The sequence below is a fragment of the Pseudomonas sp. NBRC 111119 genome (assembly GCF_001320125.1).
GTDB lineage: Bacteria > Pseudomonadota > Gammaproteobacteria > Pseudomonadales > Pseudomonadaceae > Aquipseudomonas > Aquipseudomonas parafulva.
Map to the genome: position 1 here is coordinate 1 of NZ_BCAV01000065.1, position 17860 is coordinate 17860.

The window sequence follows — 17860 nt, forward strand, 5'->3', positions numbered from 1 at the left end:
TTTGCGGCCAACAGCTCACGCTTCATGGGGCTGATCGTTTTCCCGCCCTGGGCCGCCACTTCCTGAGCCTGCCCATCCCGCTGTTTACCTTGCCGCGCCAGGCCTTCGAGCTGGGGAATGAGCATGCCCTCCGGCAGATGCCGCCAGAACCGGCCTGGCATGTGCAAGCGCAGGGCATCTGGGTTGAGCCTGGCCGGGTTGAACGTGTGGCGATAATACGTACGCCACAGTTCGGCGCCTGGGTCTTCAGCATTGCGCGCCCACTGCTGCCATAGCGCAGGGCACTGCCTTTGATAGTCGAACGCCTGCCCATCGAACCGAATGCCGTCCCGGGGTGTTGCGATCAACCAGCGCAAGCGCCCCAGCCGGTCTGCAAAATGCCCACTGGCGCTTTGCAGAATATCGTGTGCCGGCTCATGGAAGGCCACCAGGTCCAGTTGCAAAGGGCCCACCAACGATTCTGGCAGGGGTACGAAGCGCAGAAACGCATGCAGATGGTGCGCCTCGCGGCTCACCTGCTTGATGCGCCGGTGTAGTTCACTGCCCAGGCGATCACCCGCCAGCATCGCGGTCCGGTCGCCGTGGGCCACGCGCCACAGCACTTCGTACAGAAAATTCCAGCGTTGTTCCCCGTGATAACGGGAGGCCTGCTCCAGCTGGCCAAGCAAGGCAGCGGGGATGGATGCGCGGAACGGCCCTTGAACTTCAGGTAGCGCTACTGCCTCTGCCAGCAGATCAGCCACCGGGCCTTGGGACCAGGTGACCTGCGAAGGATCGACGCCGTGGCTCAACAGCATCCGCGCCTGCGAACGCCAGGTGCTGAACAGGTTGTCGCAATCCAGCGCTATCACCCCCACAGCCCCATTTGCACAGGTGCCTGCGGCTCACGAAGGCGGGCGCGCAACAGCCCGCTGCGCAATTCGGCCTGGGCTGGGCGGTAATCGCTGGTGACGATGAAGGGCCTGGCCTTGTCCAGCACACAGCGCAGCTGAATGAGGTCGTCGTAACGAATGCGCCGCTCTCGCCGCAGCGCCACCAAGCGTTGCACGCTGCGCAGGCCAATCCCCGGGATGCGTGCCAGCAGGGCGGGTTCGGCACGGTTCACGTCCAACGGGAATACCTCCCGGTTGGCCAGGGCCCACGCCAGCTTGGGGTCGATATCAAGGGCCAGGTTCCCGGCCTGGCCCAGCAGTTCCCCTGCCTTGTAACCATAACCGCGCAACAGAAAGTCGGCCTGGTACAGCCGATGCTCACGCAGCAATGGCGGCGCCGCCAGCGGTACGCTGCCCGGGCTGTCGGGGATGGGGCTGAAGGCGGAATAATACACACGCTTGAGCCCATAGCCTTGGTACAGCGATTCGGCATTGCGCAGCAAGGTGCTGTCATCGGTGCTGTCTGCGCCCACGATCACCTGGGTGCTTTGACCGGCTGGCGTAAAGCGTGGCGCTTTCGGCTCGTTCGCCACCGCCTGCTGCCCTTGGTGGATCACCCCCATGGCCTGGCGAATGGTGTGCGCATGCTTTTCTGGCGCCAGGCGCTGGAGGCTTTCGTCCGTTGGCAGCTCGATATTCACACTCAGGCGGTCCGCCAGGCGGCCGGCTTCTTCAATCAGCAGCGGGTCCGCGTCGGGGATGGTCTTGAGGTGGATATAGCCGCGAAAGTTGTGTTCCTCGCGCAGCAGCCGCGCAACCCGTATCAGCTGTTCCATGGTGTAGTCTGCCGAGCGAATGATGCCGGAACTCAGGAACAAGCCGCTGATGCAGTTGCGCCGGTAAAAATCCAGCGTCAGGCGTACCACTTCCTCGGGGCTGAAGCGTGCGCGGGGCACGTTGCTGGAGCGGCGGTTCACGCAGTATTGGCAGTCGTACAGGCAAAAATTGGTCAGCAATATTTTCAGCAGCGATACGCAGCGGCCGTCGGGCGTATAGCTGTGGCAGATGCCCATGCCATTGGTTGCCCCAAGGCCGTCACCACCCCGCGAATTTCGCTTGGGCGCACCGCTGCTGGCGCAGGACGCATCGTATTTGGCGGCATCGGCAAGAATGCCGAGTTTGGCAATGAGTTGCATGGCGCTGACCCTTTATACTGACTATTCATACAGTATTTAGGGCCGAGGCGGATTGCAAGCATCCCGAGAGCCGCCTGTAAGAAATCCGACAAAATTAGTCAGAAACGGACGCTTTTCATCAAGGGCCGAATGCAGGCACCCGTTCTCCACGCCCAATGCCGTAGTACGTCAAGCCGGCGCCGGCCATGTGTTCGGGCTCGTACAGGTTGCGACCATCGAATACCACTCGATCGGCCAGTTGCCCGGGTACTGTTTCAAGGTTGAGGACCCGATAGTCCTGCCACTCGGTGACGATCACCAACGCATCAGCGCCTGTTAACGCCTGCTCCTTGCTGGCTGCCAAGGTGAGATGGGTTTGAGCGCCATACAACCGCTGGATCTCATCCATGGCCTGCGGGTCGTGCGCTTGTACACGGGCGCCTGCGGCCCACAGTGCCTCCAGCAGCACGCGGCTAGGTGCTTCGCGGATGTCATTGGTATTGGGTTTGAACGCCAGCCCCCATACCGCAAACACCTTGCCGCCAATACCTGCCGGATAATGTTGCTGAATCTTGGCGAAGAGCAGGCCTTTCTGCCGTTCATTCACCTGCTCAACCGCTTGCAGGATCTGCGGTTGCAAGCCTGCCTGCTCTGCACTGTGGCGCAAGGCCTGCAGGTCTTTAGGGAAACAAGAACCGCCAAACCCGCAGCCCGCATAGATGAAGTCGTAGCCGATACGCGAGTCAGAGCCTATGCCCCGCCGTACCATCTCGATGTCGGCACCCAGGTGCTCGGCCAGGTTGGCCATTTCGTTCATGAACGAAATTTTCGTGGCCAGCATGCAATTCGCCGCGTATTTGCTCATTTCGGCACTGCGTGCGTCCATCACCATCAGTTTTTCCCGGTTGCGGCTGAACGGCTGGTACAACTCGCGCAGCAGTGCAAGCGCGTTTGGCCCTGCACCGCCGATGATGATGCGCTCTGGGCGCATGCAGTCGTCTACCGCAGAGCCTTCCTTCAGGAACTCGGGGTTGCTGATCACCTGAAAGCGACCTGCATCGCTCACGGCTTGCCCAATGCGCGCTTTGATGAGGTCTACCGTCCCGACCGGTACGGTGGATTTGTTGACGATCACCTTAGGCCCGACGGCGTGCTCGACGATGTTATCGACAACGCTGAGTACCTGGGCCAAATCTGCGCTGCCGTCGGCCAGGGCAGGGGTGCCGACCGCAATGAACAGAACAGCAGCGTGGTGGGTGGCTTGGCCAGCATCGGCAGTAAACTGCAAGCGCCCGCATGACAGGTTGTGCTGGAGCATGGCCGGCAGGCCTGGCTCGAACAGCGGGCAATTGCCTTGGCCGAGGGCTTGAACACGGTCCGTATCCACATCCATGCACATGACCGTATGCCCAACCTGAGCAAGGCACACGGCCTGGGTAAGGCCAACGTATCCGGTACCGAACACCGACACTTTCATCTGACAGCCCCATGGCGAGAACACCGTCAGAACATGGCACAGCGTTATTTACTTTATATGACTTGGGTGAGGCGGGTGCGAGGGGGCGCACTGATGGCGGCCAAAAGAAAGGGGCGCCTTATTGGCGCCCCCTGGGTGTTGCTCAGGCTTCAGCGTCCCATGGACGGTCGCCTTTTTCATCCTTGACGCGGGTTGGCAAACCCATCACGTCCAGCGCCTTGAGGAACGGCTCTGCTGGTAGCTCTTCGACGTTGACCATGCGCTTGGCATCCCACTCCCCACGGGCCACCAACAAGGCAGCTGCCACCGGCGGTACGCCTGCGGTGTAGGAAATGCCTTGGCTGTCGGTTTCGGCGTAGGCTTCTTCGTGGTCGGCCACGTTGTAGATGAAGACTTCCCGCGGCTGGCCGTCCTTGGTGCCTTTGACCAGGTCACCGATGCAGGTCTTGCCGGTGTAGCCCGGGGCGAGCGAGGCCGGGTCTGGCAGCACGGCCTTGACCACCTTGAGCGGCACCACTTCGAGCCCTTCGGCGGTTTTGACGGGTTGCTCGCTGAGCAAGCCAAGGTTTTTCAGCACCGTGAACACATTGATGTAGTGCTCACCGAAGCTCATCCAGAAACGCACGTTCGGCACGTCGAGGTTCTTCGAGATCGAGTGCACTTCGTCATGACCGGTCAGGTACAGGTTCTGCGAACCTACCACCGGCAGGTCGTCAGTGCGCTTGACTTCAAACATGGTGTTGCTGGTCCACTGGCTGTTCTGCCAGCTCCACACTTGCCCGGTGAACTCGCGGAAGTTGATTTCCGGGTCGAAGTTGGTGGCGAAGTACTTGCCATGCGAACCGGCATTGACGTCGAGAATGTCGATCGAGTCGATGCGGTCGAAGTATTGCTGCTGCGCCAGCTTGGCGTAGCTGTTCACCACACCCGGGTCGAAACCGACGCCGAGAATGGCAGTAATGTTCTTGGCCTGGCACTCTTCGAGGTGTTTCCACTCGTAGTTGCCGTACCACGGCGGGGTCTCGCAGATCTTGCCCGGCTCTTCGTGGATGGCGGTGTCCAGATAGGCCACACCCGTATCGATACAGGCACGCAGCACCGACATGTTGAGGAAGGCTGAGCCTACGTTGATCACGATCTGCGATTCGGTCTCGCGGATCAGGGCCTTGGTGGCCTCGACATCGAGGGCATTGAGCGAGAAGGCCTGGATGTCGGCGGGTACCTTGAGGCTACCCTTGGCCTTGACGCTGTCGATGATGGCCTGGCATTTGGAGATGTTCCGTGACGCGATGGCAATACGACCCAGTTCGTCGTTATGCTGCGCGCACTTGTGGGCCACCACCTTGGCGACACCTCCTGCACCAATGATAAGAACGTTCTTCTTCAATTTACCTGTTGCTCCTTACTCGCTGTGCCCGTCTTACGACAGGCTGGAAACGTAATCTTCAAAACCGAACTCGCGTACGACCTCGACGCTGCCGTCGAGTTGTTTGACCGCGATGGATGGCATTTTCAGGCCGTTGAACCAGTTCTTCTTGACCATGGTGTAGCCCGCCGCGTCGACGAACGACAGACGGTCGCCAATGGCCAAGGGGCGGTCGAACTGGTACTCGCCAAAGATATCGCCGGCCAGGCATGACTTGCCGCAAACCATATAGGTGTGCTCGCCGTCGTTGGGCGCCATCTTGGCATTGAGGCGGTAGATCAGCAGGTCGAGCATGTGTGCTTCGATCGAGCTGTCGACCACGGCGAGGTGCTTGCCGTTGTACAAGGTGTCGAGCACAGTCACTTCCAGCGAGGCGCTCTGGGTGATCGCGGCTTCACCCGGCTCCAGGTAGACCTGTACGCCGTAGGTTTCCGAGAACGCCTTCAGGCGTGCGCAAAACGCGTCCAGTGCATAGCCTTCACCGGTGAAGTGCACGCCGCCGCCCAAGCTCACCCACTGCACTTTGTGCAACAGGTGGCCGAAGCGTTGTTCGATGTGCGACAGCATCTTGTCGAACAGGCTGAAGTCGCCGTTCTCGCAGTTGTTGTGGAACATGAAGCCGGAGACCTGCTCGATCACCTGCTCGATCTTCGCCGGGTCCCATTCGCCCAGGCGGCTGAACGGGCGAGCCGGGTCGGCCAGCGCGTAGTCGGAACTGCTGACCTGCGGGTTCACGCGAAGCCCGCGCACCTTGCCTTCGGACTGAGCAGCAAAGCGCTGCAGCTGGCCGATGGAGTTGAAGATGATCTTGTCGCAGTTCTCCAGCATTTCCTCTACTTCGTCGTCCGCCCACGCCACGCTGTAGGCATGGGTTTCGCCGGCGAACTTCTGGCGCCCGAGCTTGAGCTCGTAAAGCGACGAAGAGGTGGTGCCGTCCATGTACTGTTGCATCAGGTCGAACACCGACCAAGTCGCAAAGCACTTGAGGGCGAGCAGCGCCTTGGCACCGGAGTGTTCGCGCACGTAGGCGATCTTCTCCATGTTGCCGAGCAGCTTGGTTTTGTCGATGAGGTAGTACGGCGTTTTGATCATTTAGAGGCCCCCGGCCAGGCCGGCCAAAAAAAGGACACGCATTGTGCCTTCACTTGCTGCAGACCGAAAGGGTGCAATCGCATTTCGTCCGGGTATGGCCAGTGCGAAGGAATTTTTTGGCTGACAGCGGGCTCAGTAAAACAACGGGATATGACGATCTCAATCGTCCCAAGCCTGCAGTCAGGAGAATCCGATGAGTCATGCATACAAGGCAGGTGACAAGGTGCAGTGGAATTCAGAAGCCGGCACCATCCACGGTACCGTGGTCAAGGTGCATACCCAGGATGTGGAGTTTTGCGGGCGCCAGCGCCACTGTTCCAAGGACGAGCCGCAATACGAGGTAAAAAGTGACAAGACCGGGCACCTGGCCATGCACAAGCAACAGGCGCTGAAAAAGGGATGAAACACAGGTTACTGCGTTGCTGCTCAGTTGCCCGTGCCTGCCACGGGCTTTTTATCAATGAGGCCGGGTTGCAGCAGCCCAGGCCTGTATCTGCGCCAGCGTGGCTGTGGCGCCGCCGCACACCACTATCAGTACAGTGCGATACGCGGCCAGCGCCTGGGTGCTGTAGGCGAGCGCCAGGGCTGCACCGCAGGCCGGCTCCACCAGCAGGCGATGGTCGTGCAAGAACTGCTGGCAAGCGTGCACGGCTTGGTTGTCGCTGACCAACTGGCTGACAACGGGATGCTGACGGGTGCAGGCCAGCGCCTGATCGGCCACCCGCTTCGCGCCCAGGCTCGTGGCGATAGAAGTGAGCTGCTGCAACTCCACGGAGTGGCCGGCGCGCATGGCGGCATGCAGCGACGCCGCACCTTCGGTTTCTACCGCCACTACGGGCACATCCACCCACCCATTGCGCTGCAGCCCCTCGACCACGCCGCTCAACAGCCCGCCGCCGCCCACTGACAGCACCACGGCATCAGATTTCAAGCCGGTTTGCGCCACCTCATCCACCAGGCTCGCATGGCCGGCCCACAGCAAGGGGTCATCGAACGGGTGAATGAAAGCCGCATCGGCGCTTACCAACGTTTGCGCCAGGGCATTGGCCTCGTGCCAGGCGCTGCCGTGGACGATCACCTCGGCGTCTTCCTGGCGCAGCAGTTCTTTCGCCCGCTCGGTGGTGGTCTCTGGCACCACCACGGTCACCGGCACGCCCAGCTTGCGCCCCGCATAAGCCACCGCCAGGCCTGCATTGCCCCCCGACGATGACACGAAGCGACGGGCCCCCCGGGCGTGGTGCACTTCGCAGGCATGGCCCACGCCGCGCAGCTTGAACGAGCCACTGGGTTGCAAGGCGTCGAGTTTCAGCCACACATTGCTGCCGCAGGCCTGGGACAACGGGCGCGATTCGATCAAAGGGGTCGGGATGTGCAAGGTCACTGGCTGGCTCCGCGCAGTTGTTCGAGGTAGTTGTAAATGGTGTACCGGGTCACACCCAGGGCGGCGGCGGCTTTTTCTACGCCGCCTTTGACGATGAACAGCCCGCGCTCCTGCATCACCCGCACGGCGTCGACCTTGGCTTGTTTGGTCATGCGGCCTTGGCCGCTGCGCTGCAGTGCGGCCTGCATTATGTCGGCCATCAGCACCTCGATGTCCGCGGCCTCCTGAGTGACGGGCACCGCGCCCAGTGGCTGGAACTGCTGCAAAAACGCCATGGCGGCGTCCAGACCGGTGACGTCGGTGTTGATGCACAGGCTGGCAAATGCCTTGCCATTGCTGTCACGAAAAATGGCTGTCGCGCTTCGCAGGCTTCGACCCTTCAGTTGCGTGGGGTAATCCGGCAGCACGATGGGCTCACTGCCGCGCTGGTCGGCCGTGGCCTGCATCAGCGCCTTGAAACCTTGGTCCTGCTCGGGGGCTGCCAGGATAGGGCTGCCGATGCGACGGCCAGACAAGTGCCCGTTGACGATTGCAATGACGGATCGCTCCGGTTGCTCGAGGTCATGCAGGAGAATTTCCATGTTCCGCGCAGCAACGCTCCCCATGGCCTGTAAGGCGGCCTTGAGCACGGTCAGGGTGATGCGGCGTTCGTCGTCAGGTTCGATGGGCATTGGTTTCACGCAGTTCAACAATATGTGCATATTTACACAAAATGTTGACCTGCGCGATAGCCGTTTGGGTAACGGATGCCAGAGGCTCAGCCAAGCGGGGGCGTGCGAGGCGGAATCATGCGGCGGAGCCCGGTAGCTTCGAACGCAGCGCCGTAGGTTAACAGTGCATTGTCGCTGTAGGCGCGCCCGGCGAACGTCAGGCCTACGGGCATACCAATGTCAGCCATCACGCCCATTGGCACGGTCACGGTGGGGACGCCCAGGTGACGGATGGCCAAGTTGCCATTGGCGACCCAGACGCCGTTGCTCCAGGCGATGTCCGCCGACGCCAGGTTAACGTCGGCATCCGCCGGGCCCACGTCTGCCACGGTTGGGAACAGCACCGCATCCAGGCCAAGGCTGTCCATCCAGTCTTCAAGGTCCAGCTTGCGGGTTTTTTCCAGCCCCCGCAGGCCGTCCGGCAAGGTGTCGATCTGGTCCCAGGTTTTGAGGCCGCGCTTGGCCATGACGACGTATTGGTCCATGCCCGCCGCCAGATCATCCTCACGGTTGGGCAGGGTGCCCGGGTCGTGCGGGAAGATCTGCGGGCCATCTACATCGGCCAGGCGATTGAGCGCGGGGTCGTCGTTGGCGCGCAGGAAGTCATCGAACGCCCACCCCGACAGTTCCCACAGCTCGTCGTGCAAGAATGCCTGGCTGACGATGCCCCGGTTGTACACGGTGGGTGCCCCTGGCCGATCGCCCTCGCAATTGGACACCAGCGGGAAATCCACCTCGACCACCTCGGCACCCGCAGCCTCGAGGGCTTTGCGGGCCTGCTGCCACAGCGCGATGACGCTGGCGCGGGTGTGGATGCGTTGGCCGGTCGGGCCGCCAATGCCGGGCTTCTCCGAGGTGCCAGCCTGTTCATCGGCATTGATGTACATGCGCGGTACACCAAAGCGCTTGCCCTTGAGTGCATCGGCCTTGGCAGCCAGCGCCGGGTACGAGGCTGGGCGCACCTCGGAGGGGGCCGGAATGGGCACCCAAGGTTGTAGGCGCCACAGGTCGCCACGAGGGTCGGCGTCGTCGGCCACCACTACGTCAAGGATTTCCAGCAAGTCGGCCATTGTCCGTGCGTAAGGCACCACCACATCCATGGTCGGGGTGAGCGGCCAGTTGCCCCGCACCGAGATGACGCCTCGCGAAGGGGTATAAGCGCACAGCCCGTTGTTGGACGCAGGTCCTCGGCCGCTGGACCAGGTTTCTTCGGCCAGCCCGAAGGCGCTGAAACTGGCTGCAGTAGCAGTACCGGCACCGTTCGACGAGCCCGATGCAAACGGGGCGGTCAGGTAGTCGGCATTGTACGGGCTCTCGGCTCGGCCATAGACGCCACGCTGCATGCCGCCGTTGGCCATGGGCGGCATGTTGGTCTTGCCCAGGCAAATGGCGCCGGCAGCGCGCAGGCGCTCGATGGTAAAAGCGTCGCGCTGTGCGACCAGGTGCTTGAAGGCCGGGCTGCCGGACGCCGCCGTCAGGCCTTTTACCAAATAGCTGTCTTTGGCGGTGTATGGGATGCCGTCGAGCGGGCCAAGCAGCTTGCCCTGCGCACGCCGGGCGTCCGAGGCCTCCGCCTCCGCCAGGGCCTGCGGGTTGCGTACTACCACGGCGTTGAGGGCAGTGGCGGTGTCTGCGCCATCGTATGCCTCGATACGCGCCAGGTAGGCCTTGACCAATTCGACTGCTGTCGTGCGGCCCGCTTCGAGCGCCTCGCGCAGTGCGGCAATGGAAACCTCGGTTACCTCGATCATGCGTTCACCAAAAATGCGGGTTGGGGCTAGTGCGGGGAGTGTACAAGAAGGGGTTCACGGGCGCAGGTTTGCGCAGGGGCAAATGGGTGCGTGCAAGGGGGCATTGTTGTGGGGGGCTGTTGAGGGCGGTATTGGACATTGATATCCCCGCCGGTAGCGGAAGAAGGTGATTCAATCTTCAATTTTGATGCCCTTGACACGGATGACGGGTTTGCGTGTTTTAGCGAAGCCGCAGAGTACATCGTTGTCATGGGGGATCAGGCGTAGGGGACTTTGTATTGGAGCCAAGCTTCCGAACTGCAAGATACAGCACATAGAAAATGCACAGTCAGTCTTGTCGCCATGTGTAGGGCGTCAATGCGCGGTTTGGGCAAGGGCGCCGGCCCCCATTCGCTTCTGCCGGGTACCAGCACGGCCTGCTGTTCGTATAGGTGCCTTGTTGAGCCCCGTCAAGATGAACGCGGGTGACCCGCCAATGCAGGTTCAGGTCTTCTCGCGGATGCCCGGTCAGGGTACAGCTCAAGCCTGGCTGGAGCCGTATACCGTCACCCGCCACTTCAGCGATACAGGCGTCATGGCGTAATGCAGTGATCCGGGTTGCGGTAAACGGTTTGCCGAATGCATGGCGCTTGTAGCGGCCCGGGTAGTCGAAGCGTTCGTAATGAGTGGCCGCTGACTGCACCATGGACTTTTTTAGGAATTTATGCGATCGGGTCACTTGTCACATTGCCGTGCAATATCGTCGGCATGAAGCGGCGATCCTAGGGCATCCGGGCCTTTCTGACTCGGCGGCGATTTCTCTTTCTAGGCGGTCTCTACCTGATCGCTTCACCGTTGGTAGGACTGATCATATTGGGCATCAGTTTTTCTGAATCGACTTCAGTTTCGTAGTGACTTCGAACGGCTGCGAGGGTCGAAAGCGGAGAACCATGTAGATATACTACCCGCCGACATGGAAGCCGACAGGACAAGGAATTGCCATCCCCCCCTTCTACAGGTCACGCCAGCGCGCGCCGCGCGCGAGTACGCTGGCTTCAGGCTGTCACATTGATGCATCTGCTGGTTGGGTTGGGCTTGACCTGGGGCGGCAACACGGCCTTGCTGGACGCCTATCAGCAAAGTATCGAGAATGCGTTCTGGGGCCACGCTGCGCCGGCAGTTGCCCGCCAACAGCAGCTCTGGTGGCTTGCCCTGTTCGGTGCCACCCTGCAGAGCTATTCACTGTTTATGTTCGGCCTGATTCACTTGGGCGATCGGCTGCGTAGCCGCCACGCCTGGGCTTGGCTCATGGTCGGCATAGTGCTGTGGGCGCCCCAGGACGTTCTGGTGTCGCTGCAAGCCGGAATGTGGTCGCACCTGGTCATCGATGGCCTGGCTCTGCTCGCCCTGCTGCCGCCCTTGATCTGGCTCTACCGCCATGATCACCCTATCGACGTTACGAGAGGACTTGAACGTGGCTGATCTGCCGATTCTGACCTGGGCCATCAATCTGCTGCTGATCCAGGGACTGCTCGGCGCCCTGGATACCCTTTACCACCATGAACTTACTGTGGGCCTGCCCCAGCGCCATAGTGCACGCCTGGAGCTGGCTATCCACGCGGTGCGTTCCTGCTGCTATGGCATCCTGTTCCTGGCTATCGCACACGTGGCTTTTCAGGGTGTCTGGGCGATTATCGTGGCTGCTGTGTTCACTCTGGAAATCGGCCTGACGTTGTGGGACTTCGTGGTCGAGGACCGTAGCCGCAAGTTGCCGGCGATCGAACGCATCATGCACACCGTACTGGCGATCAACGCCGGAGCTTTTTTTGCTCTGTACGGGGTGGAACTGCTGAAGTGGTTCAGCCTGCCTAGTGGTTTGGTGGCAATCGACCTCGGCTGGCGCGGCTGGTTGCTCACGCTGTTTGCCATCGGCGTGACGGCTTCGGGTGTGAGGGACGCGCTGGCCGCGCTGCGCATGCAACGACAAGGCCTGCCGGCCAACCCTTTCGCGCGCGGTGCCTACAAACAGGTGTTGGTCACCGGTGGCACCGGTTTTATCGGAGAGGCCCTGGTCAATCAACTGCTGGATGCTGGCCATACCGTGAGCGTCCTCGCCCGCGACCCACTGCGTGCTGCTTATCTTTTCGATGGCCGCGCCCGCTGCGTGCGCAGCCTCGACCTTCTCGGCCAAAATGAACGCTTCGATGTGCTCATCAACTTGGCCGGTGCGCCGGTAGCCGGACCGCGCTGGACCGCCCGCCGCCAAGCCCAGCTGCTTGCCAGCCGAGTGGGCACCACCGAAGCGTTGCTACGCTGGATGGAGCATGCCAAGCACAAGCCCGCGCTATGGATTCAGGCTTCGGCCATCGGCTACTACGGTGTGCATGATGGCAGCCAGCATCTGGAAGAAACAGCCGGCAAGGGTCACGGATTCATGGCAGAGCTATGCGCACGCTGGGAAGCTGCGGCCAGCCCTGCTCGCCAACTCGGTGCGCGCCAGGTGGTCCTGCGTCTGGGCGTGGTGTTCGGCCCAGGTGGCGCCTTGACGCCATTACTGATGCCATTTCGCCTGGGCATGGGAGGGCGTATGGGTGATGGCCGGCAGATCTTGAGCTGGGTGCATCGTGACGATGTGCTGCAAGTGATGGCGCGGGCCATGGACGATACCTCGATGCAGGGCACTTACAACATGGTCGCCCCCGAACCTGTCAGCCAAGCCGAATTTGCCAGCACCGCTGGCAGGCTGCTCAAGCGCCCGGTCTGGTTGCATATTCCAGCAGCGCCCGTTCGCGCCCTAGCTGGCGAGATGGCCGAGTTATTCTTCGATGGACAACGCGTGTTGCCGTCACGCCTCGCGCAGGCGGGCTACCGCTTCAACTACCCAACACTCGATAGCGCACTGCGCAACCTGGTCTGAGGCGCAATGATGGGCAAACCTTTGCTTTACCTGCTGGCCGGCAATGGCAGTGCCGCCGACTGGTGGGAGGATGCCATCCCCCACTTCCAGCATTACCGGGTGCAGGCCCTCGAGTTGCCCGGCTTCGGCGCCAACCCGGCACCGCCGTGCACTGACCTGGATGAATATGCGCAAGCACTGTTGTGCCTGACCGAGCGCGGCCATGCAATCATGGCCGTCGGGGTGAGTGCCCTGATCGTGCTGCATGCACTGCGGCGCAGCCCGGGCCACTTCAGCCGCAGCGTGCTGTTGGCACCCGTAGGCGCCTTCCTTTGGCAACGCCGCCTGCCGGCCCTGATGACGCCCCTGCCACTGCGCAAAAGCATCCACTGGTTACTTAGTCATAAGCCCCACTGGTTTGCCCGAAAATTCTCTAGGCAGCCCTGGACGCCGGCGCAGTACCGCCGCATGGGCGAAGGCTACCGCCGTTGTCGAGCCTTTGTCCCCTTCTGGGACCAGTTGCGCGCCGACACCGCATTGCCGCTGCTCGAATGGATAACAGACCCAGTCGAACTGGTCTGGGGTGACCAGGATCAAATGCTGGGTGTTACTCAGGCAGCCGCGTGGTCGGCGATACTTGCCCGCGCCGACCTGCGCATCCACCTGCAACCAGGCTGGGGCCATTACCCTTGGATCGACTCACCAGGCGCTTTCGCAAGCTGGCTGGAGTGCGAGTCTCAGGGCTTCATCGCCCATTCCAAGGGTGGCCGCCTGCGACTGGCCGAGCTTGCCGGGCAGCCGGTGCCTAAAGCATTGAGCCTGGACGATAGCGCCGACCCGCGCCTGGCCACGTTCCTTGATTCAGCCTCCGAAGGCTTGTGGGCCGTGCGCTCATCCAGCTTTGTCGAAGACCAGGCCGACGCCGCTAACGCAGGCCTGAGCACTACCTATTTGCGTGTTCCAGGCCAAGAGGTAGCAGCGCGTGTCACCCAGCTTCGCGCGTCAGGGGTAGAAGAAGTGGTGGTACAGCGCTTCATCACCCCCGTGATATCCGGTATCGCCTTCGTTCGCCATCTGGCCGTGGAACTGGAGTGGCTCGAGGGGCACTTGGAAATGCTGGCCGACGGGAAGGCGACGCCACATCGAGCCACACTTTCGCGCCTTGGCCGCGCCTGGCAAAGCGGGCAGTTTGACGAATGCCATGGCCTGACTGCGATTGCCCTATGGGACTTCCTGCAGGGTGTGCTCAAAGTATTCCACTACGTCCCTGGCGATATTGAATGGGCGTGGGACGGCCAGCAGCTCTGGCTGCTGCAATACCGGCCGATCAGCGAACATGGCTGGCGCCGGCATTTGACCTCGGCCAATATCGCCGAGATCCTGCCATCAAAGCCCAGCCGTTTCGTCGAGTATGCTCAGCGCCGCGCTGCCACTAGCATCCCGGCGATCATGGCACGCTGGGACAGCCGCGTTCTGCAGGACAACGAACCTTTCACCGCCGTGTTTGGCGGCGCTTCATACATCAATAACGATTTGTTCCTAGCGCGCCTGTCCGATTGGGGTATTTCGGCCACCAGCTATGCAGGTGAAGTGGGTGGCGCGACCCCTTTCCTGCCGTGGCGCCCACTGCGTCTGATGCAGTCACTGCCGCGCCTGTGGCGCATGCAGCATCGCGCTCGTGCCCACTTGGTAGCATTAGCTCCCGGCATGCAACGTTTTGATCAGGAACTGGCACAGTTGAAAGCAAAAGGGGCCGATGGCCATGAACTTGCCAACTGGTTCAGCCGCTTCTATGTTTTCGTTGTTCAAGGCAACCTCTGTATCGCCACTGCACTGGCCAGCAGCGGTGGCGCGCTGTTAGGCCGACCACCAACCGCCTATGACGATCTGCATGACAGCCCGCATCGTCTGCCTTGGGAGACCGACCCCGGCACCCCCCGTCCAGCGCTGCGCGACCTCCCGCTACAGCCGCAGCCGGCCTGGCCGATCGCAATCACCTTGGCGCATCAGCTCGGCCTGCCCGGGCTGCGCGGTTACTACTTGCAGATACGCGAGTGGTACCGGGACAACCTGATGCGGATTTTCTTTCGCCTGCACCATGCCATGCCTGAAGCGCAGCGCGCGCACTGGTTCGCTCCCCACCCGCAGGCGCGCAGCCGTGAGGGTAGCTTCTGGCAGGACGGTAGCCAGGCCAGCGAACAGGCGAGTGGTTTCATGATCTACCCTGGGCAGGTACAAGGGATCCTTGGGCAGGACATTCTGCTCGAGGACAGTCTCGACCCTGGTAGATATGCCCAATACCAAGCCGCTAATGCGGTGATCGCTCGCATGGGTGGGCGTTTGTCTCATGGTTCTACTTTGCTGCGTGAACTACGTAAACCCTCGGCGGTATTACCGCAGGTGAACAGTGAATGGCTTGGGCGCAAGGTGCTTTTGCGTGACGGTGCACTGCGCCTGGTCGAAACACACGGCAGGCAACATGAATGAAAAGGGACATACGTGCCCCATGTAACGGAATCGAAAACTTTTCAACGCAGCTTGCCTCGAAGCCAGCGCCCTTGCTGAAAGGAAATCCCACGGCATGATGCCCGACGACGCTTTACGATTTACCCGCGCGCTCGCTGCTCTCTCGATCACGGTCTTGATCCTGGGTCCGATACTAGCGCTCTACGTGCTGCAATCGCCAACCACTTCTCCCGTCAAGATCTCGGGCATCCTTGCGTTCGCCGTCCTGGGGCTCACCAACCTGATTTCACTGATATTGAACGCGGTTTACTGGTTTATCCGGCGGGAGCCAAAATGGCTCTCGGTAATGCTGTTGGTTCAAGCCGGTGTGACGGTTGTGACGTTGATTCCATTCTTTTAACCGGATCATTTCTTCGCTTGGACAGTCCCGACACGGAACGAGCCCTTAGCGCCACATTGCTAAGGAGGCGCTCTGTATGAAGCCGACAAATTTCTGGAAGCACGCATTGTGCATGGCAGTAATCGGCTGCAGTGGTTCGATCCATGCCGCTGCATTACCACAGGGCTGGCAGATCCGCCCACCTGCAGCCGACGACCTCGAACGCGGGCTACCGTCAGCTCTGCAATCGCAGGAGTTGGCGCAAAGATGGGCGCAGGCTTGCAAGCGTGGAAATCGTCGTGGACCTGCCTTACAGCCCGGTCATGCCGGTAGTCGCTTCCGCCTTGAGGCAACTTGGCCCAGTGAACGACGAGGTCGTCCAGCAACCGTTGTCGCGGATCAGTGACGAATGAGGCGAGGTGCTTTTGTCGCGCCGCCCCCGTCTGGTAAAGGACCTAGTCCGCCAAGTCGATTTCCCCAAGCTGCAGCGGGACGTTCTCGAAGGGGCGCTCGCTGAATCGGAGGCTCCGAACCAGATTACTCGCATGGAGCGGACCGTGCGCTTTCAGTCAGGCACAACACTCGCACCGAGCATCGAGTCCTCTCAGCAGCGATGATGGCGTATTTCACCTGGACTCTTTAGCAAAGAATACCGCCGCCTTTTTAGGATTTCACGCTCCATTTTCAGTTCTGCGACCTCGGCACGCAGGCGGGCAAGTTCGCTGTCTTCCTTGGTAACAGGTTTGCGCTCAGGTGAGCTCAATGGCTTGCCTCTGCGAACGACATCGACCCGTTTGTCGAGGGTTTTGACGGAAATTTCCAACTGGCGAGCACCTTCGGTTCTGCCCACCGTTTCAGCGAGGGCTACCGCCTGAGCCTTGAAGTCATCGGTGTAGTTGCGGCGAGTTGATGGATACATGGCAACCTCCGAGAGAAGGATTTAAGTATCGCTTCTTGGCGTCCGTTGTCGCGGGACAGGTCCAAGTAGCCGCCTACACGCGAGCGAAAGTCGAACACCCCTTCCGTATGATCAAGCGCCAATTCGGCTATGTGAAAACCCGCTTCTGTGGCTTGGCCAAGAACACGGCGCAACTGACCACACTATTTGCCCTGTCGAATCTGTGGATGGTGCGCCGGCAATTATTGCCGGCGGTGGGAAAGGGGCGCCCGTGAAGGCAGAAGACCAAGGCTGTGGCTTGGTTATCCAATAATCAGCGGCTGAAAATCGGCCTATTCGGCATGCCCCAGCCGCCCATTTTCGAGTTGATAGGCAACTTGTTCGGAGTTTCCCTAGGAAATTAAATCAGTCCAGATCGCTGGCCGAATGGCGTTCAGCAACCTGCCTGTCTTCATCACCCCAAGTACGGTTTACCCGCGTACCACGTTGTACTGCCGGCCGCTCAGCAATCTCCCTGGCCCAACGCAATACATGGGGGTATTCGTCTACCGCCAGAAACTCCGCTGCGTTGTACACGGTGCCCAGTACCAACTGCCCATACCAGGACCACACGGCAATGTCGGCGATGCTGTACTGCTCGCTACCCAGGTAGCGGCTTTCGCCCAGGCGGCGATTCAATACGTCCAGCTGGCGTTTGGCCTCCATGGTAAAGCGGTTGATGGCATATTCGATTTTTTCCGGGGCGTACACGTAGAAGTGGCCAAAGCCGCCACCCAGGTAGGGCGCTGCGCCCATCTGCCAGAACAGCCAATTGAGGGTTTCGGTACGCTCCGCCGGTGCCTGTGGCAGCAGCGCGCCAAATTTCTCGGCCAGGTACAGCAAAATCGACCCTGACTCGAACACCCGCACCGGGGGCTCAACGCTTTGGTCGAGCAAGGCGGGGATCTTGGAGTTGGGGTTGACCTGTACGAAACCGCTCGAGAACTGATCGCCCTCACCAATGCGGATCAACCAGGCGTCGTACTCGGCACCTTCGTGGCCAAGGGCAAGTAACTCTTCCAGCGCAATCGTGACCTTCACCCCGTTGGGCGTAGCGAGCGAGTAAAGCTGCAGCGGTTGCTTGCCGACAGGCAGTTCCTTTTCGTGGGTAGGGCCTGCAACGGGGCGGTTGATGCTGGCGAACTGGCCGCCGGATGCTGCTTCGTTGCGCCAGACCTTGGGCGGTACGTAGGCGTGTTTGCTCATGGGCGACTCTCCTTCAAGGGCGCGTGACGATAACTTCAGGTTGACCTGCATGTATGCCACGGGTTCGATGGCCGGCACAAATGCAACCTGCCGCTGCAACCTTGCACCGTCAT

Annotated in this window: 17 protein-coding genes and 1 pseudogene; 7 read left to right on the plus strand and 11 right to left on the minus strand. The window is 61.0% G+C overall.

The window, feature by feature from the left end; translation table 11 throughout:
• The 5 genes from APH25_RS21755 to nspC all read right to left on the minus strand — a co-directional run.
• On the minus strand, nucleotides 1-857 hold an 857-nt coding region (locus APH25_RS21755), incomplete at its 3' end, for a TIGR03915 family putative DNA repair protein (RefSeq protein ID WP_156333246.1).
• The gene (locus APH25_RS21760; protein WP_028634179.1) at nucleotides 848-2068 is read right to left on the minus strand and encodes a putative DNA modification/repair radical SAM protein; all 1221 of its coding nucleotides are present in this window, start codon (nucleotides 2066-2068) and stop codon (nucleotides 848-850) included. The genes APH25_RS21755 and APH25_RS21760, both read right to left, overlap by 10 nt.
• Before the next feature lie 118 nt (nucleotides 2069-2186).
• A complete protein-coding gene (locus tag APH25_RS21765) occupies nucleotides 2187-3524 on the minus strand; it encodes a UDP-glucose/GDP-mannose dehydrogenase family protein (RefSeq protein WP_060483340.1) in 1338 nt (445 codons plus the stop codon).
• A 142-nt stretch (nucleotides 3525-3666) separates the two neighbouring features.
• Nucleotides 3667-4911: a saccharopine dehydrogenase family protein gene (locus APH25_RS21770; RefSeq protein WP_060483341.1), complete on the minus strand. Its 1245-nt coding sequence runs from the start codon at nucleotides 4909-4911 to the stop codon at nucleotides 3667-3669.
• A gap of 33 nt (nucleotides 4912-4944) precedes the next feature.
• Nucleotides 4945-6042, minus strand: coding sequence for a carboxynorspermidine decarboxylase (nspC, locus tag APH25_RS21775; RefSeq protein ID WP_060483342.1), 1098 nt, complete (start codon nucleotides 6040-6042; stop codon nucleotides 4945-4947).
• A gap of 193 nt (nucleotides 6043-6235) precedes the next feature.
• Between nspC and APH25_RS21780 the strand changes: the two genes are divergently transcribed.
• A complete protein-coding gene (locus tag APH25_RS21780; protein ID WP_060483343.1) occupies nucleotides 6236-6445 on the plus strand; it encodes a DUF2945 domain-containing protein in 210 nt (69 codons plus the stop codon).
• 54 nt (nucleotides 6446-6499) lie between these two features.
• Here the strand turns inward: APH25_RS21780 and APH25_RS21785 are convergent, their stop codons facing one another.
• The 4 genes and pseudogenes from APH25_RS21785 to APH25_RS25200 form a co-directional block, all read right to left on the minus strand.
• On the minus strand, nucleotides 6500-7423 hold the full coding sequence (locus APH25_RS21785) for a pyridoxal-phosphate dependent enzyme (RefSeq protein WP_060483344.1): 924 nt from the start codon (nucleotides 7421-7423) through the stop codon (nucleotides 6500-6502).
• Nucleotides 7420-8094, minus strand: a complete 675-nt coding sequence (locus APH25_RS21790; RefSeq protein ID WP_028634173.1) for a transcriptional regulator — start codon at nucleotides 8092-8094, stop codon at nucleotides 7420-7422. The genes APH25_RS21785 and APH25_RS21790 overlap by 4 nt, the downstream gene beginning before the upstream one ends.
• An 86-nt stretch (nucleotides 8095-8180) precedes the next feature.
• Nucleotides 8181-9884, minus strand: a complete 1704-nt coding sequence (locus APH25_RS21795) for an amidase (RefSeq protein WP_028634172.1) — start codon at nucleotides 9882-9884, stop codon at nucleotides 8181-8183.
• A 335-nt stretch (nucleotides 9885-10219) separates the two neighbouring features.
• Nucleotides 10220-10551, minus strand: a pseudogene (locus tag APH25_RS25200) (contractile injection system protein, VgrG/Pvc8 family); the annotation flags it as partial.
• A gap of 308 nt (nucleotides 10552-10859) precedes the next feature.
• On the opposite strand from APH25_RS25200, the gene APH25_RS21800 reads away from it, so the two are divergent.
• From APH25_RS21800 to APH25_RS26040, 5 genes are all read left to right on the plus strand, one after another.
• Complete coding sequence (locus APH25_RS21800) at nucleotides 10860-11345, plus strand: hypothetical protein (RefSeq protein ID WP_060483345.1); 486 nt, start codon at nucleotides 10860-10862, stop codon at nucleotides 11343-11345.
• On the plus strand, nucleotides 11338-12780 hold the full coding sequence (locus APH25_RS21805; RefSeq protein ID WP_060483346.1) for a TIGR01777 family oxidoreductase: 1443 nt from the start codon (nucleotides 11338-11340) through the stop codon (nucleotides 12778-12780). Before APH25_RS21800 ends, APH25_RS21805 begins: the two co-directional genes overlap by 8 nt.
• A gap of 9 nt (nucleotides 12781-12789) precedes the next feature.
• Complete coding sequence (locus tag APH25_RS21810; RefSeq protein WP_060483347.1) at nucleotides 12790-15246, plus strand: alpha/beta fold hydrolase; 2457 nt, start codon at nucleotides 12790-12792, stop codon at nucleotides 15244-15246.
• Nucleotides 15247-15340: 94 nt separating this feature from the next.
• Nucleotides 15341-15625 (plus strand): hypothetical protein, encoded by a 285-nt coding sequence (locus APH25_RS21815; protein ID WP_060483348.1) that lies wholly within the window; start codon nucleotides 15341-15343, stop codon nucleotides 15623-15625.
• A 266-nt stretch (nucleotides 15626-15891) separates the two neighbouring features.
• Nucleotides 15892-16017: a hypothetical protein gene (locus tag APH25_RS26040; protein WP_256217605.1), complete on the plus strand. Its 126-nt coding sequence runs from the start codon at nucleotides 15892-15894 to the stop codon at nucleotides 16015-16017.
• A gap of 191 nt (nucleotides 16018-16208) precedes the next feature.
• Here the strand turns inward: APH25_RS26040 and APH25_RS25205 are convergent, their stop codons facing one another.
• Nucleotides 16209-16523 (minus strand): transposase, encoded by a 315-nt coding sequence (locus tag APH25_RS25205; protein ID WP_082428411.1) that lies wholly within the window; start codon nucleotides 16521-16523, stop codon nucleotides 16209-16211.
• Between APH25_RS25205 and APH25_RS21825 the strand changes: the two genes are divergently transcribed.
• Nucleotides 16514-16777 carry a transposase gene (locus tag APH25_RS21825; RefSeq protein ID WP_060483350.1) on the plus strand — a complete coding sequence of 88 codons (264 nt, stop codon included), beginning with the start codon at nucleotides 16514-16516 and terminating at the stop codon, nucleotides 16775-16777. The two genes, APH25_RS25205 and APH25_RS21825, sit on opposite strands and share 10 nt — an antisense overlap.
• 130 nt (nucleotides 16778-16907) lie before the next feature.
• On the opposite strand, the gene yghU is transcribed toward APH25_RS21825, so the two are convergent.
• Complete coding sequence (gene yghU, locus APH25_RS21830) at nucleotides 16908-17747, minus strand: glutathione-dependent disulfide-bond oxidoreductase (RefSeq protein ID WP_060483351.1); 840 nt, start codon at nucleotides 17745-17747, stop codon at nucleotides 16908-16910.
• Nucleotides 17748-17860 lie beyond the last annotated feature (113 nt).

Coding starts and splice junctions, on each gene's coding strand:
- APH25_RS21760 (WP_028634179.1), bottom strand. CDS start 2,068: ATGCAACTCATTGCCAAACTCGGCATTCTTGCCGATGCCGCCAAATAC.
- APH25_RS21765 (WP_060483340.1), bottom strand. CDS start 3,524: ATGAAAGTGTCGGTGTTCGGTACCGGATACGTTGGCCTTACCCAGGCC.
- nspC (WP_060483342.1), bottom strand. CDS start 6,042: ATGATCAAAACGCCGTACTACCTCATCGACAAAACCAAGCTGCTCGGC.
- APH25_RS21780 (WP_060483343.1), top strand. CDS start 6,236: ATGAGTCATGCATACAAGGCAGGTGACAAGGTGCAGTGGAATTCAGAA.
- APH25_RS21790 (WP_028634173.1), bottom strand. CDS start 8,094: ATGCCCATCGAACCTGACGACGAACGCCGCATCACCCTGACCGTGCTC.
- APH25_RS21795 (WP_028634172.1), bottom strand. CDS start 9,884: ATGATCGAGGTAACCGAGGTTTCCATTGCCGCACTGCGCGAGGCGCTC.
- APH25_RS21810 (WP_060483347.1), top strand. CDS start 12,790: ATGGGCAAACCTTTGCTTTACCTGCTGGCCGGCAATGGCAGTGCCGCC.
- APH25_RS21815 (WP_060483348.1), top strand. CDS start 15,341: ATGATGCCCGACGACGCTTTACGATTTACCCGCGCGCTCGCTGCTCTC.
- APH25_RS21825 (WP_060483350.1), top strand. CDS start 16,514: ATGGATACATGGCAACCTCCGAGAGAAGGATTTAAGTATCGCTTCTTG.
- APH25_RS25205 (WP_082428411.1), bottom strand. CDS start 16,523: ATGTATCCATCAACTCGCCGCAACTACACCGATGACTTCAAGGCTCAG.
- yghU (WP_060483351.1), bottom strand. CDS start 17,747: ATGAGCAAACACGCCTACGTACCGCCCAAGGTCTGGCGCAACGAAGCA.